The 24,827-nt window shown below is 56.3% G+C and carries 23 protein-coding genes; 11 read left to right on the top strand and 12 right to left on the bottom strand.

Going from position 1 to position 24,827, the window contains the following annotated elements; genetic code table 11:
* Window positions 1–23: 23 nt before the first annotated feature.
* The 9 genes from dedD to tctD all read right to left on the bottom strand — a co-directional run bounded on the left by dedD (window position 24) and on the right by tctD (window position 9,072).
* Complete coding sequence (gene dedD, locus ACFL9S_RS09815; RefSeq protein ID WP_405261675.1) at window positions 24–791, bottom strand: cell division protein DedD; 768 nt, start codon at window positions 789–791, stop codon at window positions 24–26.
* Entirely contained in the window at window positions 781–2,043 is a 1,263-nt protein-coding gene (gene folC, locus ACFL9S_RS09810) for a bifunctional tetrahydrofolate synthase/dihydrofolate synthase (protein WP_405261674.1), read from the bottom strand. The genes dedD and folC overlap by 11 nt, the downstream gene beginning before the upstream one ends.
* 65 nt (window positions 2,044–2,108) lie before the next feature.
* Window positions 2,109–3,020: an acetyl-CoA carboxylase, carboxyltransferase subunit beta gene (accD, locus tag ACFL9S_RS09805; protein WP_405261673.1), complete on the bottom strand. Its 912-nt coding sequence runs from the start codon at window positions 3,018–3,020 to the stop codon at window positions 2,109–2,111.
* Window positions 3,021–3,192: 172 nt separating this feature from the next.
* A complete protein-coding gene (locus ACFL9S_RS09800; protein ID WP_405261672.1) occupies window positions 3,193–3,855 on the bottom strand; it encodes a DedA family protein in 663 nt (220 codons plus the stop codon).
* 30 nt (window positions 3,856–3,885) lie between these two features.
* The gene (gene truA / locus ACFL9S_RS09795; RefSeq protein WP_405261671.1) at window positions 3,886–4,701 is read right to left on the bottom strand and encodes a tRNA pseudouridine(38-40) synthase TruA; all 816 of its coding nucleotides are present in this window, start codon (window positions 4,699–4,701) and stop codon (window positions 3,886–3,888) included.
* Window positions 4,701–5,711: an aspartate-semialdehyde dehydrogenase gene (locus tag ACFL9S_RS09790; protein ID WP_405261670.1), complete on the bottom strand. Its 1,011-nt coding sequence runs from the start codon at window positions 5,709–5,711 to the stop codon at window positions 4,701–4,703. Before ACFL9S_RS09790 ends, truA begins: the two co-directional genes overlap by 1 nt.
* A 114-nt stretch (window positions 5,712–5,825) precedes the next feature.
* A complete protein-coding gene (gene pdxB, locus ACFL9S_RS09785) occupies window positions 5,826–6,953 on the bottom strand; it encodes a 4-phosphoerythronate dehydrogenase PdxB (protein WP_405261669.1) in 1,128 nt (375 codons plus the stop codon).
* Between the two features lie 65 nt (window positions 6,954–7,018).
* Entirely contained in the window at window positions 7,019–8,410 is a 1,392-nt protein-coding gene (locus tag ACFL9S_RS09780) for a sensor histidine kinase (protein ID WP_405261668.1), read from the bottom strand.
* Window positions 8,407–9,072 (bottom strand): transcriptional regulator TctD, encoded by a 666-nt coding sequence (tctD, locus tag ACFL9S_RS09775; RefSeq protein ID WP_405261667.1) that lies wholly within the window; start codon window positions 9,070–9,072, stop codon window positions 8,407–8,409. The genes ACFL9S_RS09780 and tctD overlap by 4 nt, the downstream gene beginning before the upstream one ends.
* 120 nt (window positions 9,073–9,192) lie before the next feature.
* On the opposite strand from tctD, the gene ACFL9S_RS09770 reads away from it, so the two are divergent.
* Genes ACFL9S_RS09770 through ACFL9S_RS09760 form a run of 3 tightly spaced genes read left to right on the top strand, consistent with a single transcriptional unit; the run spans window position 9,193 to window position 12,139 of the window.
* Window positions 9,193–10,173, top strand: coding sequence for a Bug family tripartite tricarboxylate transporter substrate binding protein (locus ACFL9S_RS09770; RefSeq protein ID WP_405261666.1), 981 nt, complete (start codon window positions 9,193–9,195; stop codon window positions 10,171–10,173).
* 11 nt (window positions 10,174–10,184) lie between these two features.
* On the top strand, window positions 10,185–10,616 hold the full coding sequence (locus tag ACFL9S_RS09765) for a tripartite tricarboxylate transporter TctB family protein (RefSeq protein WP_405261665.1): 432 nt from the start codon (window positions 10,185–10,187) through the stop codon (window positions 10,614–10,616).
* 11 nt (window positions 10,617–10,627) lie between these two features.
* Entirely contained in the window at window positions 10,628–12,139 is a 1,512-nt protein-coding gene (locus ACFL9S_RS09760) for a tripartite tricarboxylate transporter permease (RefSeq protein ID WP_405261664.1), read from the top strand.
* Between the two features lie 194 nt (window positions 12,140–12,333).
* Here ACFL9S_RS09760 and ACFL9S_RS09755 read toward each other — a convergent pair whose 3' ends face one another.
* The gene (locus ACFL9S_RS09755) at window positions 12,334–13,116 is read right to left on the bottom strand and encodes an AraC family transcriptional regulator (protein WP_405261663.1); all 783 of its coding nucleotides are present in this window, start codon (window positions 13,114–13,116) and stop codon (window positions 12,334–12,336) included.
* A gap of 99 nt (window positions 13,117–13,215) precedes the next feature.
* On the opposite strand from ACFL9S_RS09755, the gene ACFL9S_RS09750 reads away from it, so the two are divergent.
* From ACFL9S_RS09750 to flk, 6 genes are all read left to right on the top strand, one after another.
* On the top strand, window positions 13,216–14,097 hold the full coding sequence (locus ACFL9S_RS09750) for a DMT family transporter (protein WP_405261662.1): 882 nt from the start codon (window positions 13,216–13,218) through the stop codon (window positions 14,095–14,097).
* A gap of 499 nt (window positions 14,098–14,596) precedes the next feature.
* On the top strand, window positions 14,597–15,124 hold the full coding sequence (locus ACFL9S_RS09745) for a fimbrial protein (RefSeq protein WP_405261661.1): 528 nt from the start codon (window positions 14,597–14,599) through the stop codon (window positions 15,122–15,124).
* A 65-nt stretch (window positions 15,125–15,189) separates the two neighbouring features.
* Entirely contained in the window at window positions 15,190–15,942 is a 753-nt protein-coding gene (locus ACFL9S_RS09740; RefSeq protein ID WP_405261660.1) for a molecular chaperone, read from the top strand.
* 49 nt (window positions 15,943–15,991) lie between these two features.
* Window positions 15,992–18,523, top strand: coding sequence for a fimbria/pilus outer membrane usher protein (locus tag ACFL9S_RS09735; protein ID WP_405261659.1), 2,532 nt, complete (start codon window positions 15,992–15,994; stop codon window positions 18,521–18,523).
* Window positions 18,524–18,538: 15 nt separating this feature from the next.
* Window positions 18,539–19,573, top strand: a complete 1,035-nt coding sequence (locus ACFL9S_RS09730) for a fimbrial protein (protein WP_405261658.1) — start codon at window positions 18,539–18,541, stop codon at window positions 19,571–19,573.
* Between the two features lie 142 nt (window positions 19,574–19,715).
* Window positions 19,716–20,765 (top strand): flagella biosynthesis regulator Flk, encoded by a 1,050-nt coding sequence (gene flk / locus ACFL9S_RS09725; RefSeq protein ID WP_405261657.1) that lies wholly within the window; start codon window positions 19,716–19,718, stop codon window positions 20,763–20,765.
* Window position 20,766: 1 nt separating this feature from the next.
* Here flk and ACFL9S_RS09720 read toward each other — a convergent pair whose 3' ends face one another.
* Complete coding sequence (locus ACFL9S_RS09720; RefSeq protein WP_405261656.1) at window positions 20,767–21,219, bottom strand: rhodanese-like domain-containing protein; 453 nt, start codon at window positions 21,217–21,219, stop codon at window positions 20,767–20,769.
* 89 nt (window positions 21,220–21,308) lie between these two features.
* Here ACFL9S_RS09720 and ACFL9S_RS09715 point away from each other — a divergent pair, with 89 nt between their 5' ends.
* The gene (locus ACFL9S_RS09715) at window positions 21,309–22,739 is read left to right on the top strand and encodes a PLP-dependent aminotransferase family protein (protein ID WP_405261655.1); all 1,431 of its coding nucleotides are present in this window, start codon (window positions 21,309–21,311) and stop codon (window positions 22,737–22,739) included.
* On the opposite strand, the gene ACFL9S_RS09710 is transcribed toward ACFL9S_RS09715, so the two are convergent.
* On the bottom strand, window positions 22,720–23,913 hold the full coding sequence (locus ACFL9S_RS09710; protein ID WP_405261654.1) for an MFS transporter: 1,194 nt from the start codon (window positions 23,911–23,913) through the stop codon (window positions 22,720–22,722). The genes ACFL9S_RS09715 and ACFL9S_RS09710 overlap by 20 nt on opposite strands.
* A 188-nt stretch (window positions 23,914–24,101) precedes the next feature.
* On the opposite strand from ACFL9S_RS09710, the gene ACFL9S_RS09705 reads away from it, so the two are divergent.
* A complete protein-coding gene (locus ACFL9S_RS09705) occupies window positions 24,102–24,788 on the top strand; it encodes a hypothetical protein (protein WP_405261653.1) in 687 nt (228 codons plus the stop codon).
* Window positions 24,789–24,827: the final 39 nt, after the last annotated feature.

Here is a 24,827-nt window from a genome sequence, read left to right as displayed (position 1 = left end):
AAGAAACAACGGACCAGAACGGCTTATTTAACACTGTACGGTTTAACCACCCCGCCCAGCCCCGAGATCCCCTGCAACGTGCCAACGGCAGCCTGCATTTTCGCTTTCGAGGCATCCGGCCCGACGTAAATACGGGTTATCTGCCCCTGAACCGGCGTGGCTGGAACGGTAAAGGCACGGTAGCCTGACAGGCGAAGCTGTGCGACGATTTCATTCACTTTTGCCGCGTTTTTCAACGCGCCAAGCTGCACGACCCAGGCCTGCCCTGAAGGTGCTGTTTCCGTTGCCGCTGGCTTACTCTCAACAGGCGCCTCTACTTTCGGCGGTTGCGGCTCAACCGGTTTCGGTTTTTCAACAGGCTTAGGCTTCTCGATCGGTTTCTCGATCGGTTTCTCGATCGGTTTTTCGACCGGCTTAGGCTTCGGTTTTTCCACCACTTTCGGTGGCGGCTGCTGCGCTGGCTTCACCGGCGGCGACGTCACCACCGTTGGCGGGCTATAGGACTGCGGCGCAGTGGAGCCGCTGTCGGCCTGCGAGGAGTTTTCAGTCGCATTACTGCCCGCGCTCATCGCCGCACCTGCCCCTTCCGGCGGCTGTGACGGTAAGGTCTGCGTCACTGGCGGCACCAGATCGGTTTCCTGTTGATCTTCCGGCTTCGGCACCAGCGGAATAGCCGCAAACTCTTCTTTGTAGTGCTTCTTTTTACCATCGAGTAAGCCGGGCAGCACAATCACACCCAGCGCCACAATGATGATGGTTCCGACTAAACGGTTTTGAAACTTACTTGCCACTGCCGTTCTCCGTTTCCATCGTTTCCATGACCTGTGCCACGGTGTGGAACGAACCACACACCAGCACAATATCCTGTTCGGTTGCCTGTTGCAGTGCCTGTCGCCAGGCAAGCTCAACCGAGCCAAACGCCTGCGCATCCGCAAGATGCGCCATCAGCTGTTCAGCGGTGGCACCGCGCGGGCCGTCAAGCGGCGCGCAGTACCAGTAATCCACCTGCGGCGCGAGGCAGGCCAGCGTACCTTTGATATCTTTATCGTGCAGCATCCCTACCACCGCATGAACCTTGCCGTTGCGTGGCACCTCTGCCAGTCGCCCCGCCAGATAGCCTGCTGCATGGGGGTTGTGTGCCACATCGAGGATCACCCTTGGTGATTCAGCTACCGTCTGAAAACGACCGGGCAACATGGCCAGGTGTAGTGAACGGCGGATGACTGCCTCATCGACGTTAAGCGGTGATGCACGCAGCGCCGCCAGTGCGGTAGCCGCATTCGGCAGCGGCACCTGTGGCAACGGAAGCTGCTCCACAGTGCCGTGGGCATCGCGGAAAGACCAGCTGTCATTGGTTACGCTATATGACCAGTCGCGGTCGCGCTGCAACAACTGTGCGCCCTTCTCTGCTGCCACGTCAGCGATGGTATGTGGCATATCCGGCTCGCCTACCACGGCAGGTTTTCCTGGGCGGAACACCCCGGCTTTCTCACGGCCAATGCTTTCGCGATCCGGCCCCAGCCAGTCGGTATGATCCAGCGCGATGCTGGTCACCACGGCAACATCAGCATCGACAATATTGGTGGCATCAAGACGCCCGCCCAGCCCGACTTCAAGGATCACCACATCCAGCTTCGCTTCAGCAAACAGCCACAGCGCCGATAGCGTGCCGTACTCGAAGTAGGTCAGCGTGGTGTCACCCCGCCCCGCCTCAATGGCCGCAAAGGAGGCGGTATGCGCTGACTCAGCCAGCTCTTCACCCTGAATGCGCACTCTTTCGGTGTAACGCACCAGATGCGGCGAACTGAAAACGCCCACGCGATAGCCCGCCGCCATCAGCACAGTTTCAAGGGTTCGGCAGGTGGTGCCTTTACCATTGGTTCCGGCTACGGTGAAAACCACAGGGGCAGGTGTCAGAAGGTCGAGAGAAGAGGCAACGCGCCGGATACGATCCAGCCCAAGTTCGATAGCCTGAGCGTGCAAATGCTCAAGATAATAAAGCCACGAGGCAAGAGGCGACGTGGCTTGAGGAAGATTATCCATGTGTCCCGTTCACAACCTTACGGTTCATTGGTGAAAGGGACGCAAGGTCCCTTTCTCATCATCGGTCAGGCCTCGTGGCTCTGGGATGCGTCAGCAGGCGCTTCTTTGACGTCATCTTCCTGTGGTGCAGGCAGATTCATCATTTTCGCCAGCACGCTGGCCAGCTTAAAGCGCATCACCGGGCGACGGACGATCATATCAATCGCGCCTTTTTCGATCAGGAACTCACTGCGCTGGAAGCCCGGCGGCAGTTTTTCGCGCACGGTCTGCTCGATCACGCGTGGACCCGCAAAGCCGATCAGGGCTTTAGGTTCAGCAATGTTCAGATCGCCCAGCATCGCAAAGCTGGCAGAAACACCGCCCATTGTCGGGTCGGTCAGCACGGAGATATACGGCAGGCCACGTGCCTGCATCTTCGCCAGCGCTGCACTGGTTTTTGCCATCTGCATCAGCGACATCAATGCTTCCTGCATACGGGCACCGCCTGATGCAGAGAAACAGATCATCGGGCAGTTATCTTCCAGCGCCTGCTCAACCGCACGCACGAAGCGCGCGCCAACCACGGAACCCATTGAGCCACCCATAAAGGAGAACTCAAACGCGGCAGCAACAACCGGCATCCCGTGCAGGGTGCCTTTCATCACAATCAGCGCGTCGGTTTCGTTGGTCTCTTTCTGAGCCGCGACCAGACGATCTTTGTATTTTTTTGAATCCCGGAACTTGAGCACATCTTTTGGTTCCAGTTCGCTGCCCAGCTCAATCAGTGAGCCTTCGTCCAGCACGCTGTGCAGACGATCGCGACCATGCATACGCATGTGGTGGTCGCATTTCGGGCAGACTTCCAGATTACGTTCCAGCTCGGCACGGTAAAGAACCTGCCCGCAACTGTCACATTTGGTCCAGACCCCTTCAGGAATGCTTGCTTTACGCGATGGGGTGATGGTGCTCTTATTGAGAATTCGTTCAATCCAGCTCATTGATGACCTTTCTGTTTGAACCTGGCGCGCCTGCTGGGGCGCGCCAGTTTTTCTTTTTCCACGCAGCGACCTGAAGCCGCAGCGCAAACCATAATTTATCGCTCATTAAACCATAACCGCCCGTCACTGTGGATAAAAATCTGGTAGGACGGCGCTGGCCTGAGGATTTATTTCATTGCTGTTTCTGCTGACGTGCCGCACGGCGATGACGGACGACTTCAATCACCCCAGGCAATACGGACAGCAGGATAATCGCCACAATCAATAGCTTAAGGTTTTCCTGCACCACCGGGAAATTACCAAACAGGTAACCCGCATAGGTAAACAGCAGCACCCACAGCAGCCCGCCCGCTACGTTGTAAAGGGCAAAATGACGATAGGACATCTTACCCATTCCCGCCACAAACGGGGCAAAAGTACGGACGATTGGCACGAAGCGCGCCAGAATAATGGTTTTCCCGCCGTGGCGCTCATAAAATGCATGGGTTTTATCAAGATAGCTGCGACGGAAGATTTTCGAATTGGGATTACTGAACAGCTTATCGCCAAACAGCCGCCCGATGGTGTAGTTCACCGCATCCCCGAGAATAGCCGCCACGACCATCAGTGCCACCATCGTATGCACATTCAGGTCATTGCCCGGCAGTGCGGCCAGCGCACCGGCAACAAACAGCAGGGAATCTCCTGGCAGGAATGGCGTCACCACCAGACCGGTTTCACAGAACAGGATCAAAAACAGAATGGCATACACCCAGACACCGTACTGGGCAACCAGCTCCGCGAGGTGGACGTCGATATGCAAAATGAAGTCGACAACAAAACGAATCAATTCCATACGGGCTTCCTTTAAAACTCCAGGCCAGGGTTAATCCCCGAGGAACAGTGGTCCCATCGGTGGACGGGGTATTTCAAAACGTGTGGGATAGTCGACGGCGACCAGATACAGGCCTTCTGCCCGCCCTGTCGCGGCGGCCAGTTTGCGGTCTTTTGCCGCCAGCAGCTCGGCTATCCAGCCTTCAGACTGATTTCCGCAACCCACTTCCATCAGGCTGCCAACAATATTGCGCACCATATGATGCACAAAGGCATTGGCTTTAATATCCACCACCACATACGCACCGTAGCGGCTGACGTTCAGATGAATCACATTGCGCATTGGCGTGCGTGACTGGCACTGCACGGCACGGAACGAGGTAAAGTCGTTCTCGCCCAGCAGGCACTGCCCGGCACGCTGCATTTTTTCCACATCCAGCGGATGATAAAAATGCGTGATACCGCCGCCGAGGATCGCCGGTCGCAGCCGCTGGTTATAAATCATATAGCGGTAGCGGCGGGCCGTGGCGCTGAAGCGGGCATGAAAATCATCCGGCACCGCTTTCACCCAACGCACGGCAATATCCGCAGGCAGATGGGTGTTCACGCCCAACGTCCATGCGGCATCTTTACGCTGCGAGGTGGTCTCAAAATGCACCACCTGCCCCGTACCATGCACCCCGGCATCGGTACGTCCGGCGCAGACCACTTCCACCGGATGATTGGCGACTTTGGTCAGCGCAATCTCCAGTTTTTCCTGCACGCTGCGGACTTCCTGCTGCCGCTGCCATCCGTAATAGCGGCTGCCATCATATTCAATGCCCAGCGCCAGTTTTAACGTCGGCTGGGACACGGCGATGTCGGACATTAGTAGAAGTACTCCTGCACCAGCTTCTCAGCGGTTTTGACTGCCATTAATGCCCCGCCAAAACGCACGTTGTCGGCCACGGACCAGAACTGCAACAGCTCAGGAATACCGTAATCATTGCGCACACTACCAATACTCAGGTGCGAGCTGCCGGAAGCATCGCCGACCTGCGTCGGGAAATCATCTTCTGCGGTAAGGTTGATATCTTCCACCTGGCCCAGCGCGTCACGAGCTTCTTCCGAAGAGAGCGGGCGCAGGTTTTCAATGTAGACAATCTGCGCATTACCGTAGAACACCGGCGCCTGAATGGTGCTGACCGCAATCGGCAATCCATCATCCTGCAACACTTTACGCACCTGCTCCACCAGACGACGTTCCTGCGCCACGCTCCCTTCTTTATCAGCAACCAGCGGCAACACGTTGAACGCCAGCTGGCGGCCAAAGTAGCCGTCTTCGGCAGGCAGGCCATTCAGCAGCCGCGCACTTTCACCGGCCAGCGAATCCACCGCGGCTTTGCCGTGGGAAGATGCCGCCAGCAGATTGGTCACCTGCAAACGCCCCAGACCCGCCTGATCAACCAGCGGTTTGATGGCGCACAGCAGCTGGCTGGTTAACGCATCGGCCACACTGATGATATTGCGGTTACGGTAATCGGCCAGTACCTGGGGATTCACATCCGGCACCACTAGCGGCACATCCGGCTCCAGCGCAAACAGGTCGCTGCTGTCGATCACCAGGCAACCGCCGTTAGCGGCTTCGTCAGCGTAACGTGCTGATGCTTCGCGCCCGGCAACGAAGAAAGCCAACTGCACCTGCGTCCAGTCAAACTCTGCCGCATCGGATACGCGTACCGATTTACCTTCATAACGCAGCACTTCACCCGCGCTACGCTCGCTTGACAGCGCATACAGCTCACCAACCGGGAACTGGCGTTCCGCCAGCAATTCCAGTAAAGCTCCCCCTACTGCGCCTGTCGCACCTAAGATTGCGATATTCCAGCCGTCAGACATGTTGGTTTACTCCAGACAATGACACAAAAAGTGAAGGCGGTGAGTTCACCGCCCGAATTTTGGGAATAAACCTGGGTATGGGATTCACCCTACACAGGTTTACTTAATAAAGACTTAAAGGCTGGTCGCGTTAAAGCCCAGCGTGTTCAGCAGCGCAGCGGTGTCGGCGTTATCACACTCAACCCGCAGCGAAGACCACTCGCGGCGCTCCTGATAATTCTTGCGCAGGCGGTCAAATTCACCCGGGATCGCTGCCACATGGCGCAGCGGCGCATCATCGCGGCGCACATCATACACCAGATGCACCAGACGTTTCAGCGTTGCCTGATCCAGTTCACCGCGCAGCGTGATGCGGCCAAATTCCGGCGCGGGCAGCAGCGTATCCAGCGCCACCTGCTGCGGCTGGCCGATAAACTGTGTCCAGGCTTCAAAAACCTGCGTGGTGCCGCGCGCTTTCCCTTCCAGGGTGTAGCCCGCGATATGCGCCGTGGCGATATCCACTTTATCCAGCAGCGGCAGCGAGAGTTCCGGTTCTGGCTCCCAGACGTCCAGCACCACGCTGAGGTCATCACGCTGTTCCAGCACCTTCAGCAGCGCGGCATTGTCCACCACCGGGCCACGGCAGGCGTTAATCAGAATGGTGCCCGGCTTCAGCGCCAGCAGCAGGGCTTCATCGGCCATATGCAGCGTCTGGTAAGGCCCTTGTTTAAACAGCGGCGTATGGAATGTCAGCACGTCGGCTTCGGCCACTATCTGCGCCAGCGGCAGGAAGTCACCCTCGTCACCGCGTTCGGCACGCGGCGGATCGCACAGCAGTGTGCGGATCCCCAGCGCCTCAAGACGCGCCTGCAGGCGGCCCCCGACGTTACCCACGCCCACAATGCCGACGGTACGATCGGTTAACTGGAAACCGTCACGTTCAGCCAGTAACAGCAGCGAGGAAAACACATACTCCACCACCGCGATGGCGTTACAGCCGGGTGCGGCTGAAAACGCGATCCCCTGCTGGTTGAGCCAGCTCTCGTCGATATGATCGGTGCCTGCGGTGGCGGTGCCGACAAATTTCACCGGTTTGCCGTTCAGCAGCTCTGCATTCACTTTGGTCACTGAGCGCACCATCAATCCGTCGGCGTCATCCAGCTCTTGCTGCGGGATCGGACGGCCCGGCACGGCCACAACATCGCCAGTACGGCTGAACAGTTCACGCGCATACGGCATATTTTCATCAACGAGGATTTTCACAATGGGTTTCCAGTCGGGTCGGTGAGGGTCGCTATTCTGCCATAAAGCCGGGGACAGTGGCATCTTCAGCGCACGGATGGAACCGGAGCAAAAGGGATGGTGACATGCAGGCCGCCTAAGGCAGTACTGTGTATGAGGTGGATCGACCAGCCGTGCCAGCGGGTAATATCTTTCACCAGCGCCAGCCCCAGGCCGGTGCCTGAAACCGGGCTGCTGTGTTCCAGCCGGTAAAAAGGTTGCAGCACCTGCTGCCGTTCAGATTCAGCGATCCCCGGCCCACTGTCTTCGACGGATAAACAGCCCTGACGGACGCTGGCAGTAATGACTCCGCCCTCCGGGGTGTATTTGATCGCATTGTCCAGCAGGTTAGCGCAGAGTTCACCCAGCAGATGGTGATCGCCACGGATCAGACAGCGATCATCCCCTTCGTAGCCCAGATCGATCTGCTTTCGCCGGGCCTGAGAATAGCGCAGCAGACAGGCTTCACGCAGTAGCTCGGCCAGATCAAGCGTTTGCATTGGCTGATTCTGCTGCATCGCTTTAATCCGTGACAGTTGCAGCAACCGGTCGGTCAGCACGATAGTGTCGTCAAGGGTATGACGCATTCCCTGCAAACTCTCCTGCCACACTGCCGGATGATCACTTTTCAGCGCCATGCTGACCTGCATCTTCAAGATGGTCAGTGGCGTGCGCAGTTGATGTGAGGCATCGGCACTGAAACGCTGCTGCCGCGAGCCCATGGCTCTCAGACGCTCGATATAACGGTTCACAGCCACCATCAGTGGTTGTATTTCAGACCAGGGCAGCACTGCGGGTAATGGCGTCAGATCGCCCGGATCGCGCAGTAACATCACCCCGGAAAGCCGACGTAACGGGCGTAAGACTTTATGCAGCACCCAGCTCGCCAGCAGCAGCGTGATCAGCACCAGTGCCCCCTGGCTGAGGATGGCGGTATAGAGCAGCTGGCCGGCAAAATCGCGGCGCGAGGTAAGGGTTTCAGCCACCAGCACCCGAACCATCCCTTCCACATGGTCTTCATTGACTGGCTGCAACAGTTGCGCCACACGAATCGGCAGGCCGTTATAGTCAGCATCATAAAAATAGACCAGCGCCGGATAGTGGCGCGACAGTTCACTCTTTTTCGGCAGTGGCGGCAGATCATCATAGCCGGAGAGGGTTTTACCCTCCGGCGAGATAACCTGATAATAAAGCTGGTCATTCATATTGCGTTCAAAACTGTCAAGCACCACCCAGGGTACATCAACCTCCAGATGACCATGCTGAACGCGTAGCCGCTCCGCCACGGTACGCGCAGAGGCCAGCAGTGAACGGTCATAAGCCTGATTGGCCGCCTGAAGCGCACTGGCGTAATGAGTGTAGACCGACAGCGCCCAGAGGATAACCAGTGGAAACCCCAGCCAGAGCAGCAGGTGTGCGCGCAGCGATGCCAGTTTCATCCGTGACGTTCAAGGCTGTAGCCCAGTCCCCGTAACGTGATAATTGAGACATTGCTGCCAGACAGTTTTTTCCGCACCCGGTGCACATACAGCTCAATGCTTTCGGGGCTGGCGTCATCCGCCAGGGTAAAAATCTGTTCATAAAGCTGTTGGCGCGATACCGGGCGGCCACGTCGCTGCATCAGGGTTTTCAGCACACTGGATTCGCGTGGCGTCAGCGCCAGGGGTTTTTGCTGTAACTCAAAATAACCTTCATTGTGGAACACCAGCTCACCAAAGGTCTGTGCTTCCTGCACCTGTCCCTGGCTGCGGCGCAGCAGCGCCCGGATACGGGCTTCCAGCTCCTCAAGTTCAAACGGCTTGCTGAGATAATCATCAGCGCCCTGATTCAGGCCACGCACCCTGTCCGTCAGCTCATTGCGCGCGGTCAGCAACAGCACCGGCAGGGTCTGGCCGCGCTTACGTATGCGCCCCAGCAGATCCAGACCACTCAGCCGTGGCAGCGAAATATCCAGCAGCACCAGCTCGTAATGCTCAGTTTGTAACAGATGATCGGCCGCCAGTCCGTCAGCCATCCAGTCCACAGCAAACCCGGCTGAGGTCAGTGCCTTTTGCAGCCAGCAAGCCAGTTCCGCCGTATCTTCCACCAGTAAGAGACGCATATCACATCCTGTTATTTTTTTCGTCTGATGAAAGGTAAATGAAAGGTTGCTGCGTTAACAATTTCACAACCCCATTTTTATGGGGGGGTTCACAAACTCAACGATAAGAACGGAGCAATAATGAAAACAATGATCCGCAGCGCTTTAGCCTGCACCCTGCTCATGCTGGCTTCGCCCGCTACCTTCGCCGCTGAGGCCCCCGCCCGTACCGAATGTATTGCCCCCGCCAAGCCCGGCGGTGGCTTTGACCTGACCTGTAAACTGCTGCAGGTCAGCCTGCAAGACACCCGCCAGATTGAAACACCGATGCGCGTGACCTATATGCCTGGCGGCGTGGGCGCCGTGGCCTATAACGCCATCGTGGCGCAGCGCCCGGCTGAACCAGGAACGGTGGTGGCGTTTTCTGGTGGCTCCCTGCTGAATCTGTCCCAGGGCAAATTCGGTCGTTACTCCGTTGACGATGTGAAGTGGCTCGCCGCTGTGGGAACCGACTACGGCATGATCGCCGTGCGCAACGACTCACCTTACACAACCCTCAAAGCGCTGCTTGATGCCATGAAAGCCGATCCTGACAAGGTGGTGATCGGCGCTGGTGCCTCGATTGGCAGTCAGGACTGGATGAAGACGGCCCTGCTGGCACGTAATGCCGGCGTTGACCCGCGCAAAATGCGCTATGTCGCCTTTGAAGGCGGCGGCGAGCCGGTCACCGCTCTTTTGGGAAACCATATTCAGGTGGTCTCCGGCGATATCAGTGAAATGGTTCCCCACTTACAGGCCGGCAAACTCCGCGTACTGGCCGTGATGTCTGATAAGCGCCTGCCGGGTGTACTGGCGGATGTCCCGACGGCAAAAGAACAGGGCGTGGATGTGGTATGGCCCATTATTCGTGGTTTCTACCTGGGTCCGAAAGTGACAGAGGCGGAATATCAGTGGTGGGAAGAGGCCTTTAAAAAGATGGTGCAGACCGACGAATTTAAACATCAGCGCGATCTACGTGGTCTGTTTGAATTCAATCTGTTTGGCAAAGAGCTGGACAGTTACGTCAAGCAGCAGGTCACTGATTACCGCGAAAAAGCCAAATCATTTGGCCTGGCAAAATAACGGAGGCCACAATGAGCGATCGTATTTTTGCCGGGTTCTGGCTGCTGCTGTGCATCAGCGGCCTGTTTATCGCCTGGGATATCCAGACTGAGTACAGTTATGAGCCGGTGGGCCCACGCCCTTTCCCGATGGTAATACTCGGACTGATGGCTGTCTGTGCCCTCTGTTTGCTGCTGCGCAAACCCGACATGATCCAGTGGCCATCGCGGGGCACCCTGCAACGCCTGCTGCTTTTGATGGTAAGCCTGGCCATGTACGGGGCGGTGTTTGAAAGCCTTGGCTTTCCGCTGTCGACCACGCTGCTGACCTTCGTCATTGGTCTGCTGTTCGGTGCGACCTGGTGGGCAGCCGCCTTATCTGGGGCAGTGATGGGCATGTCGTTGTTTTACGCCTTCGACCGCCTGCTTGATGTGACCTTACCGCTCGGCAGCTGGTTGAGCTAACGGAGAACGAAATGGAAACCTGGTCCTTTCTGATGCAGGGTTTTGCCGTCGCCATGACGCCCGAAAACCTGCTAATCGCCTTAATTGGCTGCTTTATCGGCACCATTGTCGGGCTGCTGCCAGGCCTTGGCCCGATCAACGGCGTGGCAATTTTAATGCCGCTGGCCTTTGCCCTGCACCTGCCCGCAGAGTCGGCACTGATTCTGCTGGCAACCGTCTATATCGGCTGTGAATATGGCGGACGCATCTCCTCTATTCTGCTGAACGTTCCAGGGGATGCCGGGGCGATCATGACCGCCCTCGACGGCTACCCGATGGCAAAGCAGGGTCGTGCGGGCGTCGCGCTGTCGATCTCTGCGGTCAGTTCATTTATCGGCTCTACCATTGCTATCCTGGGGATTATTTTGTTCGCACCCATCCTCGCCAACTGGTCGCTGGCCTTTGGCCCGGCGGAATATTTTGCGCTGATGGTGTTTGCCATCGCCTGCCTCGGTAGCATGATGAGTCAGAACCCGTTGAAGTCCTTCCTCTCGGCACTGATTGGACTCAGCATGGCCACTGTCGGGGTGGATGCCAATACCGGGGTCTACCGCTTTACCTTCGACAGCGTTCACCTCTCTGATGGCATTCAGTTTGTGGTGGTGGTGATCGGTCTGTTCTCAGTCAGTGAAATTCTGCTGATGCTGGAGTCCACCACCACCGGACAGCGAGTCGTGCGCGCCAGCGGAAGGATGCTGTTCAATATGAAAGAAGCGGCCGAATGCACCGGGGCCACCCTGCGTTCATCGCTGGTGGGGTTCTTTGTGGGGGTTCTTCCGGGGGCCGGGGCGACCATTGCCAGCGCCATTGCCTATATGAGTGAGAAGAAAATTGCAGGAGGAGACACCTTTGGTAAAGGCGATATTCGCGGTGTGGCAGCACCGGAAGCCGCCAATAATGCCTCAGCGTGCGGCTCGTTTATCCCGATGCTGACTCTGGGTATTCCCGGTTCCGGCACCACGGCGGTGATGGTCGGCGCACTGACGCTGTATAATATTACTCCCGGCCCGGCGATGTTTACCGAACAGCCGGATATTGTCTGGGGGCTGATTGCAGCGCTGCTGATTGGCAACGTGATGCTGCTGATTATGAATATCCCGATGATCAATATCTTTGCGCGGATGCTGACGATCCCGCTGTGGTTCCTCGTTCCGGCAATTGCCGCCATCTCTGCTGTCGGCGTGTATGCGGTTCACAGCACTACGTTCGATTTACTGCTGATGGTGGGACTCGGGATCTTCGGCTATATCCTGCGCAAAATGGATTTCCCGATGTCCCCGCTCATTCTGGGGTTTGTGCTCGGCGGTATGCTGGAACAGAACCTGCGCCGGGCGCTGTCGATCAGCAATGGCAATCTGCCTATCCTGTGGGAAAGCCTGATCTGCAAGTTGCTGCTGGTGTTAGCTGTTGGGGTTTTAGTGGTGCCCCCCATCTGGAAACGCTGGCGTCGTCAGCGCCTGATCGCGCGCGACAAGCTGTCATAATTCCCATCACTCAGCGGTAAAAACGTCGTGGTCGCCCCTGAGGTATGCCCATAAAACAAGACAGGCATAGCGCTTTGTGATCTTATTGATTGTGCCAGCAATTCAACGAGATACCTCTATGCCTGTACGTTCATTATGCCAGCAGTTTTTTAACGAGATACCAGGACGGTATCAACGCGAACGCTTTCATCCTGCTATATCCCACTGCGATGACGATAGCGTTCTGGCGTGGTGCCCGACTGCTGCTGAAACATCACAATCAGCGCGGAAGCCGAACTGTAACCTAAGTCCAGCGCCACATCCTGCACGCTTTTTCCCCGCTCAAGTAAAGAAACCGCATGCAAAAACCGCAGGCGCTGCCGCCACTCGCTGAACGAGATGCCCAACAGTGCCTGGCAGCGTCGGGATAACGTGCGCTCGGTGGTGAAGACCCGCTGCGCCCACTGGGCCAGCGTGGTGTTATCGGCGGGGTTCTGCTCCAGCGCCTGAAGCACCGGAGCAAGGGTCTTATCATCGGTGGAAGGCAGATAGCTTTGCTGGCGCTCTGCAACCCGTAGCTGATCGATTAGCACCTCACACAGGCGGAGATCCTGCTCGGTCTGTGGCACCCGCATGTCGCGCGCGGCGCACTCTTCGATAATCGCATGCACCACCGGGCTGACGCGCAGCAGGCAGGCACGATCGGGGAAGCCCTGGCACGCATCCGCCGTAATATTCAGCGTGCGAAAAGATGCTGCTTTATGGTTGTAGCAGGCGTGCTGATGGTTGGGCGGTACCCAGATCGGCAGATTAGGCGGTGTCAGCAAGCGTTCGCCCTCCACCTGCATCTCCAGCACATTGCACTTCACAAAAATCACCTGTCCCCAGGGATGCTGATGCGGCAGGTATTCTGTGCGGGCATTTGCCAGCTCATAACGGAAAAAGAGGGGAAGCCGCTCGGCATCCTCAGGGGCCTGGTAAGTCAGTTGCTGGATCATGTTGTCCGGTTCCGGCGTACATTTGTCTTATTTTCGTTATCTGTATTAAACAGGACAAGTTTACACTGAAACCCTCACGCTAACCTTAAGAGAATACTGATGAGTTTTCTGTTTCCCCTGCTGGCCGTACTGATCTGGTCAGTCAACGCGATTGTCAGCAAAATGTCGGCGGCAGCAATCGATCCTGCCGCGATCTCCTTCTATCGCTGGCTGCTGGCCCTGCTGATTCTGGCCCCCTTTTCCCTGCCTGGCGTCTGGCGCCACCGCCAGCAGATCAGGCAATCATGGTGGAAACTGCTGGTGCTTGGCCTGCTCGGTATGGTGCTGTATCAGAGCCTGGCGTATTACGCCGCACACAGTGTCAGCGCACTGTTTATGGGGATTCTTAATGCCCTGATCCCCTTACTGACGGTGTTATTAAGCGTGGTGATAATGCGGCTGGCCCCTACGCTGGGCATCCTGCTGGGCAGCCTGCTCTCCTTTTCCGGCCTGGTGTGGCTGGTCAGCGAAGGCAACCCGGCGCAGCTGCTGTCCCACGGGTTAGGTAAAGGTGAGATGATGATGTTCGCCGCATCCGCTTCCTATGCGCTATACGGCGTACTGACCAAACGCTGGGCCATCCCGCTACCGATCTGGCAAAGCCTGTGGATGCAGATCTTCTTTGGCGTCCTGCTGCTGACCCCCAACTTTCTTATGGCGCCCGACGTATCACTTAACACGCACAATATACCGCTCATTCTGTTTGCCGCTATCCCTGCATCGATCATTGCGCCTTTCCTTTGGATGCAGGGCGTGATGAGGATGGGAGCCAGCACAGCCAGTATTTTTATGAATCTGGCTCCGATATTTACTGCAATTATTGCCGTCACATTTCTGCATGAATCCCTGCACAGCTATCATTTCATCGGCGGGGGTATCACGCTCGCTGGCGTTGCTCTCGCACAAAATCTACGCAAGCCATTGATGATGAACAAAAAGTAGAAAGTTACAAACTGTAAATATTGTCCACCCCTTCCCCCAGCGGCTATTTTTTAGCCGCTAAGATTATTCTAATAATCAAATACTCCAAACCTGAACTCACTTAATTCATATTAAAAAAACAGACTTAGGATTAAATTTATAAGTAGATATAATTTCTTTTGGCTTATTTACTATTTACCAATTTTATTCACAAGCTACTCTTCTCTACATGAACAACCACAATAAAAACCAGTGATATAAATTAAAACAAGACACGTAACGAGTCTGAATTTTATTGCACCGATAGCAAAACACCTGTAATCAGTGACTATCCTCGAAGAGCAATATTCCGTCAGCAGGCTCCTTATTTTTATTTATTGACATTATCCATTTATCACTAAAGTTTGATTTAGTTGTCTTGCTTGCAGTTAAACCCCCGTTTTTTTAAACGGGAATGCCCACACAAGGAATAATCCTTGTATTTCAGGAATAAACCACGTTACTCAATAAGGATATACAGATGAAAAAAAGACTACTGGCAAACTCAATAATCGCTGCCCTGGCCCTCTCTGCCACGTCAACAATAGCTGCAAACGGCACGATTACGTTCACAGGAGATATATCGAATACCACCTGTAACATTAGCGTCAATGGGCGTAATAGCAGCACGACCATCGTATTTGAACCCATCTCGGCCTCCGCACTTTCTAAGGCCGGTGAGGTTGCCAATGAGCTTCCTGTTACCATGTCGCTGACTAATTGCCAGAACCCAACTGAACACGTTCGTGCCCTCTTTGACAGCACTGAAACCGACAGTATTACAGGCAATTTGAAAAACAAAGGGTCTGCCACCAATGTTCAGGTACAGCTTATGGATAACAGCCGTAAGCCGATTAGGTTAGGTGATGGTTCACAGGTCAATGGCCCGTCATTCAACATCGTCAACGATATGGCGACCCTGAGTTACTTCGCTCGCTACTACGCCACAGACAAAGTGGATGCGGGTGATGTCAGTACGGTTGTCAATTACTCGTTAAGCTATTTCTAATTTATCTCCCAGTGCAAGAGTTCACTCTTGCACTTTTATTTTTACTGCCAAGCCGAGCCACCATCATGTCTGTTGTAAGCGATATGCATCTGTCAGCAGGGAAATACCCGATTTTTTACCTTCTATTTTTATTACTTCCTCACCAGGTCAATGCCAATGTCATTATTAATGGAACACGTGTTATCTATCCCCAACAAAAAAATGAAGTGAATATTCAACTGAATAATGATGGTGATGATCCTGCTCTGGTTCAGTCCTGGATTGACGATGGCGATGAAAACACTTCGCTGGATAAAATATCCGTTCCTTTCGTCCTCACACCCCCCATCGTACGTGTTGAACCGAATAGTGGACAAACGCTGAGGATCACCTGGACAGGCACCGCGTTGCCACAGGATAAAGAATCTCTATTCTGGCTGAATGTTTTGGATATTCCGCCAAGAAGTGCAACCACCCTCAACGCCGATATACTACAAATGGCGATCCGCAGCCGCCTGAAAATTTTCTTCCGTCCACCCGCACTTAGCGCCACTGGCGCTATTCAGGCATTCCACGATCTGCAGTGGCAACGTTCCCCTTCCGCGCCAGGTACGGTGTTACTGGTGAATAACCCCTCTGCCTACTTTATTAATGTTTCCAATATCAAAATTGAAACGCGTAATAAGGAGATAAAAAGCCTGAAAAGCGAAATGATTGCGCCGAAAAGTTCCGCTGAGTTCAGGTTTACTGCGCTTCCTGAAAAAATTGATGATGCCGCATTACGTTATGAAGTCATTAATGACTACGGCAGTGTCACCACAATAAAAAACACACAGTAAGCCAGATGCATCGTCGCGAGTGAGATGACATCTCATATGGAGATCTAAGATGCCCAGGACAAGGCGCATTCCTTTTTCCCGTTGTTCAATGCCCGGACTGCTGCTGGCCGGACTGTTGGGATGTGATATTCAGCTGAGTGCCTTCGCCACCCCAGCTGACGGATACGCCAGCTTTGATGCCCACATGTTACGCCACCCATTGGATGAGAAAATCGATGTCACTCAGTTCAACCACCGCCATGCCCTTCCTCCCGGCTCATATGATGTCGGGGTCATGTTGAACGAAAAATACGTCGGATTTACACGACTGATGGTTAAAAATAACCATGATAAGTCAGTGGTATGCACCACCCGCTCACTGATCAATTTGATCCCCATGAAAGCGGGTGAGATTGAGAGCAAAAAAATGGCAGAACTTGATGATAGCGGCCGCTGCCGCAGTCTGGATTACTGGGTCCCCAGCGCCCGAGCTTATATTGATGTTTCGACATTGCAGATGATCATTTCTGTCCCTCAGGTTTTGCTGATGCAGCGCGCCCAAAATGAAGTTGACCCCGCGCAGTGGGATGACGGTGTGAACGCGCTAATCCTCGGGTACGACACGAATTATTATCAATCAAAACAAGAAGGTAACGTATATCGCTCGTTCTATAACGGAAATAACATCGGTCTGAATTTATGGGGATTTATGTTCCGCCATCGTGGCTCAATGAACTGGCAGAATAACAGTGGAACCCACTACCAGAGTTTGCGTAATTATATTGAACATGGCATCAGTACGCTACGATCGCGCATTATCGTCGGCGATACGGATACCAGCGGCAACATGTTCGACAGTTTTTCTTTGCGTGGCGTCATGCTCTACAGCGACGATAATATGCTACCAGATTCCCGGCGTGGTTATGCCCCGATGATCCGGGGTGTGGCCGAAACCAATGCGCGTGTCAGCGTACGGCAAAATAACGTGCTGCTGTATGAAACCACCGTTTCCCCCGGCCCCTTCAGTATTGACGACCTTTATCCCACGGGTTACGGCGGCGATCTTACCGTGACCATCCGCGAGTCCGACGGCCGGGAGAGTCAATTTATGGTGCCTTATGCTGCGGTTCCACAGCTGGTAAGGCCCGGGATAACCCGATACAGCCTGAGTGCAGGCACGTTGCGCAATATGAACCGGTCAAAACAGGACGCCGTGACACAACTCACGCTACAACGGGGGATCAATAATCTGCTGACTGGCTACGGCGGCGTATTAACCACACGCGATTATCATGCTTTCCTGCTGGGTGGGGCCATTGGCAGCTCATGGGGGGCGCTGGCACTGGATGCAACACAGGCACAGACCGTCACTCAGCAGCGTCATCTTTCCGGGCAGAGCTACCGCGCCACCTACAGCAAAGAGTTCAATGCCAGCAGCAGTACGATGTCAATCAGCGCCTGGCGATTTTCCTCTTCAGGTTATCTCGGCCTGAATGACGCGATGTATGCGATTGATAATGCCAGACACCCTGAATCGGGCTCTCCTGGCTTTATATTACAGTCGCCTCGCAGCCGCTTCTCCGCCAGTCTGGCACAGAGATTCCCCGCTAAATGGGGACAACTCTACCTGACCGCTATCCGGCAGAGTTACTGGGGGAACCGAAGTAAAAATAATCAGCTACAGGCCGGTTACAGCAATGCCTTTGGTTCCCTGAGTTGGTCTCTCTCCGTAAACCGGGTCAATGCACTTGATGGCGCCGAAACACAATATACGTTGGGCCTGTCTGTCCCACTGGGCGGCGGCGAACGCCATACCCATTTGAATATGAACCTGAGCCACGATGCAGAGGGTATGACCAGCCAGGCCAGTCTCAACAGCACATTGGGTGCCAGACAGCAGTTTGATTACGCCCTGGGTCTGCGTCATGACAGCCAGCAACGCACCAGCGCGAATCTGGCGGCAAACTGGCACACGTCTTACACCTCATTACAGGGAAGTGTAGAGCAAGGCGGACACAGTCAGTCATGGTCTGGTGGGTTGAATGGTTCATTGGTCGCACTTGCTGACGGCGTGGTTACCAGCCCCTGGTACAGTGAAACCATGGCTCTGGTCGATGCACCTCACGCCTCAGGTGCCAAAGTTGAAGGTCATTCTGGGCTGACGCTGAACCCACAGGGACGCGCGCTGGTGCCTTATTTGCTCCCATATCGCCTGAATGAAATCATGCTCGATCCGCAAGGAATGCCCGCCGATGTTGAACTGAAAAGCACACGCCAGCAGACCGCGCCTCATACCGGGGCGCTGGTCAAAGTTAATTTTTCCACCTCACGCGGGCGGGCCGTGCTGATTCACTCAACGCTGCCCAATGGAAAAAGCCTGCCCTTTGGCGCAGCCGTGCAGGATGAACAGGGTAATCACCTTGGGCTGGTGGCGCAGGGCGATCTGATTTATGTCCGCCTGCCCGCTGGCCGTTCACACCTGAAGATCAGATCGGGTGAGGTCACCGTGTGTTCGCTCTCGCTGCAACTCATGCCTGATGCAGCCCTGGAAAACGGTTTTGAACGTTTTAGTCAACCCTGCCTACCCACCTCCTCCCATTGATGATGAGCGTACAACATGATTAGCCCTCTGATTTTATTGATATCAACCATGCTCATGGCGCTGTCATTTTTCAGCCTCAACGCGCAGGCGGGTTCTCTTAAATGTGCCGCCGCCACCAACGAGGCTTTCCCTCTGGTGGCGTTCAACGGCAGCAACGGCATCAAACTCTCCTCCTCCCTGCCGATTGGCAAGACGGTTTTCCACCAGAGTTACAGCATTGATGTCTGGTGCAGTATCAGCGATCCTGGCCAGCAGGAGGCCGAAATGGCGTTTTTGATTCGCCAAACCAGTAGGCACACGCTGGGCAATGGCTTAACCCTGTTCACCACCTTTAACGGCAACCGTGACAGCGAAAACAGCGTGGTCAGTACCGGGGTGATCATTGATAACCGTAATGCCGCCGCCAGTCTGCCGTCACGCACCTGGCAGCGCTTTTCGCTCAATGTCAGCGTTGAAATCGTCAAAACGGCAAAGACACCTGAACGTCCTGAGCAGGTCACACCAATCAACTCACGTATTCCCCTTTTCCATGTTGGGTCGGAAACCGGGATAAAGAACGCGAATTTTGTGATGCTGGATGCCACGACAGGACTGACGTTTATCGCTCAGAGCTGCAAGGTGCAGGGGCTTGCCTCGTTTAATGTCCCGCTTGGCCCGGTGAGAACACGTCGCGATCAGGGGCTGGGCTCTGGCATCGGTTCAACCAATACAGGTAAAACCTTCTCACTGAATTTTCTCTGCGATACGGATGTATCCGGGGACTTCACCGTACTGATGCAACTTGATGGAACAACCCCGGCGGGTTCGGTCAATACCAGTTTAATTGCCCTCAGCGACGAGACAAACAGCGCCACTGGTGTGGCACTGCAAATCGTACATGCTGACAGCGGCACGCCGGTGAATATTGGCCAGCGCTGGCAAATCGCCAGCTATCCGCTGGCCGACCGCATTCTCACTGTCTCATTTCTGGCGCGCTATTATCAGACGGCGGAACGCATCACCCCCGGTAAGGCCAACAGCACCCTGACCTGGACCCTTAACTACCTTTAACTCTCCACCATGAAAAAAAAGCGGGAAAGCATCAGGATTGTTCCCCGTTCCTCTACCTATCACCGGACGGGATTGTTATCATAGCGATGACCATTCTGTTCCGGCGCCCCCCGGACGTTGACTCTGACTGAAGGACTTCGCCATGCAACCTATAAGCGGCCCCGGTGCGCCGTTACCCGGCGATCGCCCGGCGATCGATGCCCGAACCGGCACGACACGCCCGGTCACCAGCACCGGGACGGGCGAACAGCCTCTGACACCCGCGCAGCGCACCACGCTGGAGCGCCTGATCGTCAAGATCATGTCGCTCAGTTCGCTGAAATCTGCCGAGCTGTGGGCCGGGTTACGTCATGAAGTGGGGGTTAAAAACGATGCAGGGCTTCAGGCGCGCCACTTTCCCCCGGCGGAACAGTTTCTGAATACCCGCCTGTCGCAGGTACAAAATACCCACGCCACACGCCAGCTTCTGCAACAGCTGACCGACCTGTTACCGACCGGCAATAACCGCCAGGCGGTGAGTGATTTCATTCGTCAGCAGTTTGGTCATACGGTGCTTAGCTCGCTGAATCCTGACCAGCTTCACCAGGTACTGACAATGTTGCAAAATGGTCAGATGGCCATTCCGCAGCCACAGCAGAACCGCGTGACCGATCGCTCTCTGCTGCCAGCCGAGCATCAGACGCTGAATCAGCAGATCTCACGTCTTGCCGCCGCCACCGGGGAGCAGCCGACCAAACTGTGGGCCTCGCTGCTGAAAGTGGTTAACCTGCACAGCGGTGACCCAATCCCATCGCGTTTCTTCCCGCTGATGAACCAGTATCTTCAGGCCAGCCAGACCCTGAGCCAGCATGCTGCACCGACGCTGACGCAGTTAACGGCCACCCTGAAACAGCCGCCGGATGCGGGTGAACAGCGGATGCTGGAGGATTACAGCCAGCAGCGCTTTAACGCCGCACCACAAACGCTGCTGACGCCAACCCAGACGCAGGATCTGCTGAACCAGCTGTTCAGCCGCCGTGCCGAACGCCTGCAAGAGCAGCAGTTGGCCGACAACGAACTCAACCCACGTCCGATCACCGTGCCACTGTGGGGCGCACTGCCGCCGGTGCTGCAACCGCTGGCTAATCGCCCGGTATTTACCGCGTTTGCCGTGCTGTTTGCGCTAGTATTTGTGTTGTGGATTTTGCTGTAAATTAGCATCCGCAGTCAGGTAACGTCTCTGCCTGCGGCCAGCTGCCCGGCTCGTCACCCTGCGTGACCGGGTGGTTATCGCGCCGCCAGAAATCCAGCCCGCCAATCAACTCTTTCACCCTGAAGCCCGCCGCCGCCAGCTTCCACGCGCCTTTTGTCGAGCCGTTACAGCCAATGCCGTCACAGTACGTGATATACACTTTCTCCCGGTCCCATTGCGCCAGCGTATCGGCATTCATTAAACGATGAGGAAAGCTGACGGCACCGCAGATATGCCCGGCGTGATACTGCGGCTCTGAGCGCGTATCAATCACCACAATCTCCGTCACGCCGTGCGCCAGATCCTGCGCTACATCCCAGGCATCCGCATAGAGTGACAGCTTCTGGCGCAGCCACGCTTCACTCTGCTCAGGTGCAGCCGGAGGAAATTGTAAAACCGCAGAAAACGAACTCATGATGCACTCCCGATCATTATTGGTATTGCCATCATAGAATGGATGGGTCTTAATCATAAGACCCATTCTCAGACAGTGATAAGACCACAATGCACCCCACTCCCGTTCCCTTTTCCGCCCTGTTTGCCCGCCAGAATGGGGCGACCCTGCGGGAAAAAGTGTGTGCCATGCTGCGGGAGGCGATAGCCAGCGCGACGTTACCCGCAGATACCCGGCTGCCCTCTTCCCGCCTGCTCGCCAGCGATCTCTCACTGTCTCGCGTGACCGTTGAGGCCGCTTACAGCCAGCTGGAAAGCGAGGGATATCTCTCACGTCAAAGCGGGCGCGGCACTTTTGTTGCCATCAGTGCCACGCGGTCGCCAGGCCGCCATCGTCCTGCTTCTGCGGCACCACAGCTTTCAGCACGCGGCGGGCAGATGGTCGCGGGAGGCGGCTGTGACGATCCGCTGTTTCCCCATGCCTTTGCGGCAGGTTCCCCCGATCTGCGTGCCTTCCCGCAGCCGCTGTGGCGGCGTTTAACCCAGCAGCGCCTGCGCGCCGACAGCACCTCCCTGATGCAGTATGGCGATCCACTCGGCCTGCCCGATCTGCGTCAGGCGGTGGCGCATTACCTGGGGCAGTCGCGCGGCGTGCGCTGTTCGGCAGACCAGGTAATGATCCTCACCAGTTCTCAGCAGGCGCTGCAAATGATCGCCCTGCTGTTGTGCGATGCAGGCGATCCGGTCGGGATGGAAGATCCGGGTTACCGGGGTGCCTGGCATGCTTTCCGCTATGCCGGGGCGCAGGTCAGCAGCATCGCCACTGACGAGCAGGGTGCCGTACCGCCCGCAGGCCCGGCTCCGCGCCTGGTGTATCTGACGCCTGCGCATCAGTATCCAACCGGCGTGACGATGAGCGGCCAGCGGCGACTGGCATGGCTGGCATGGGCGCGCCGCCATCAAAGCTGGCTGATTGAAGATGATTATGACAGTGAATTTCATTATGACGGCCGCCCGCTACCGGCGTTGCAGGGGCTGGAAGATCGCGCAAGGGTGCTGTATCTCGGCACCTTTTCCAAAGTGCTGTTCCCCTCGCTGCGGCTGGCATATCTGGTGGTGCCCGATGCACTGATTGAACCGCTGCGGCGGTTGCGCAGCGTGATGGATGGGCACAGCGCCCAGTTAATGCAGGCGGTGACGGCGGATTTTATCCGGCACGGCCATTTTGCCGCCCACCTGCGCCTGATGCGCCAGCTCTATGCCAGCCGCCGTCAGTTGCTGATCGCGGAGTTAAACGACAAGCTGGCGGATCGGCTGACGCTGTTTCCTCACCAGGGCGGGCTACAGCTGACGATACGCCTGACATCCGGCGGTGAACAACGGCTGACGCAGCAGGCGGCGCAGAATGGGCTGCTGCTGCCGCGCCTGTCGCCGTTGTATCAGCGGCAGCCTGCACAGGAAGGCTGGCTGCTGGGATTCTCTGCGCTGCAACCCGCCGAGATTGTGCAGGCGGTACTGAAACTCAGCCGTCTGAGTTACTGACGGCACTGCGCGAGAAGCCGAAAGTCACGGCAATCCCCGCCAGCGCACAGATCGACCCGGCGACAAACACCGAACCGTAGCCAAGGCTGGTCGCCAGGATCCCGGCCAGCGGGCCACTGGCGCCATAAGCGATATCCTGAAACGCCGAAAAACCACCGAGCGCCGTGCCACGCACCTGCGGCGCGACACGCTTCAGCACCTCCACGCCCAGCGCCGGGAACACCAGCGAACAGCCGCAGCCGGTCAGCGCCGCGCCCGCCAGCGCCACCCAGCCGTTCGATGCCATCCCCAGCAGCAGTAGCCCGCAGGCTTCCACGCCCAGGGAAATCAGCGCCACGCGAACGCCTCCCAGCCGATCCGGCAGCCCGCCAAACAACACGCGCACCAGCACAAACGCCAGCCCGAATGCGGTCAGCGCAAACCCGGCATTGCCCCACTGCCGATCGGCAAAGTAGAGCGACGTAAAGGTTCCGATCACCGCAAACCCGGTGCCCTGTAACGCCAGCGCCAGGCCCGGCTGGGTGATCTGCCCCACCACTTTCCACAGCGACGGGCGCTCGCCGCCGTGGATCGGCACCGGACGTATGCCGGTATTGAACAACAGCGCCACCAGCGGCAGCAGGATCGTTGCCACGCCCAGCGCCATAAATCCCCACTGGCTGTGTAACCACAAGCCCAGCGGTGCCCCGGCAGCCAGCGATCCATAAATCGCCATGCCGTTCCACGACATCACCTGCCCGCCGCGCTTCGGCCCGACCAGCCCCATTCCCCAGGTAAGATTTCCGGTCAGCAGCTGACTTTCACCGAAGCCCAGCAGCAGCCTGCCCGCCACCAGCAGGGCAAATTTCCCCATGATCGGCAGCGGCAGCAACGCCGCCAGCAGATAGGCCACGCCAACCAGTGCCAGCGCCATCATGCCCTGCAACGTTGAACGTTTTGCCCCGCGCTGATCCGCCAGCCGCCCGGCATAACCGCGCGTCAACAGCGTGGCAAAAAACTGAATGCCGACGGCAATTCCCACCATGACATTGTTCAGCCCCAGCTCCTGGTGGACATACAACGGGATCACCGGCAGCGCGAGGCCTGCCGTCAGATAAGTGAGAAATACCGCGAAGGAAATACGTGCAAGAGCGTGGGTACCCGCTTTCCGGGTCTCATCAATGCAACTGGACATGGCAAACTTCTCCTGGGGAAACCTACAGCACAGCCTGTGCCGTTCAGTCGGCCTGTGTGAAACTTTATTTTCAAAGAGGTATAGATTGGCTAAAAAATTTCAAGTCGTCAATATCACGCAAGGAAGTTCGTGAGGAGGCCCGCAGTCAGTTATTATCAGGACAATATTGACCATCCGGGAACAAGACATTGAAAACAGGGATCTTCGCCTTAACACTGACCACGCTGCTGACCAGCACCCACGCCTTTGCCGCTGAAGAGGATAGCTGCCGTAACGGCTATTTCCCCAGCTTCCTGGGAGAGTATCACCAGGCAGCGATCGGTGCTGGCGCAGGTAATGTGCATTTCTATGATGACGACAACGGCTGCCCGGAAAAAGGGGCAAGCTGCGCACGTAAAGCCTATCTGGTCCCTGGCAACCAGGTGCTGGTGGCGCAGACCAAACCCGGCTGGAGCTGCGTCTGGTACTTCGCTAAGAAACGCGACTTTACCAGCTGGGTTCCCACAGCCAGCCTGACCGCAATCCCGACACGCGCGGTGCAGCCCGATGACTGGCTGGGCCTGTGGCTGCCGGTAGAAGGATCCGATGCCATCACCCTTTCACGCAGTGGCGACAAACTGCATGTCAGCGGCACTGCGAACTGGCACGGCGGCATCAACAGCTATGGTGAACAAGTGGTGCATATCGGTGAAATCGATGATGACGCCACGGTGGACGGCAACCGTCTGACATTCGGCAAACCGGATTCACAGAGCTACGAATGCGGCGGTGAAATGCTGTTGATTAACGGCAATCTGGTGGTGCGCGATAACAGCAACTGCGGCGGGATGAACGTGCGCTTCAACAGCGTTTACCGCAAGAGCACGGCAAAATAGCGTTCAGGGCCGCCAGCGGGCGGCTAAATGGCCTCTTTT

Source organism: Erwinia sp. AnSW2-5, from assembly GCF_045107195.1.
Taxonomy (GTDB): Bacteria; Pseudomonadota; Gammaproteobacteria; order Enterobacterales; family Enterobacteriaceae; genus Erwinia.
Note: the sequence above shows the minus strand (reverse complement) of the source record. Positions and strands in the feature narration are given on the sequence as shown.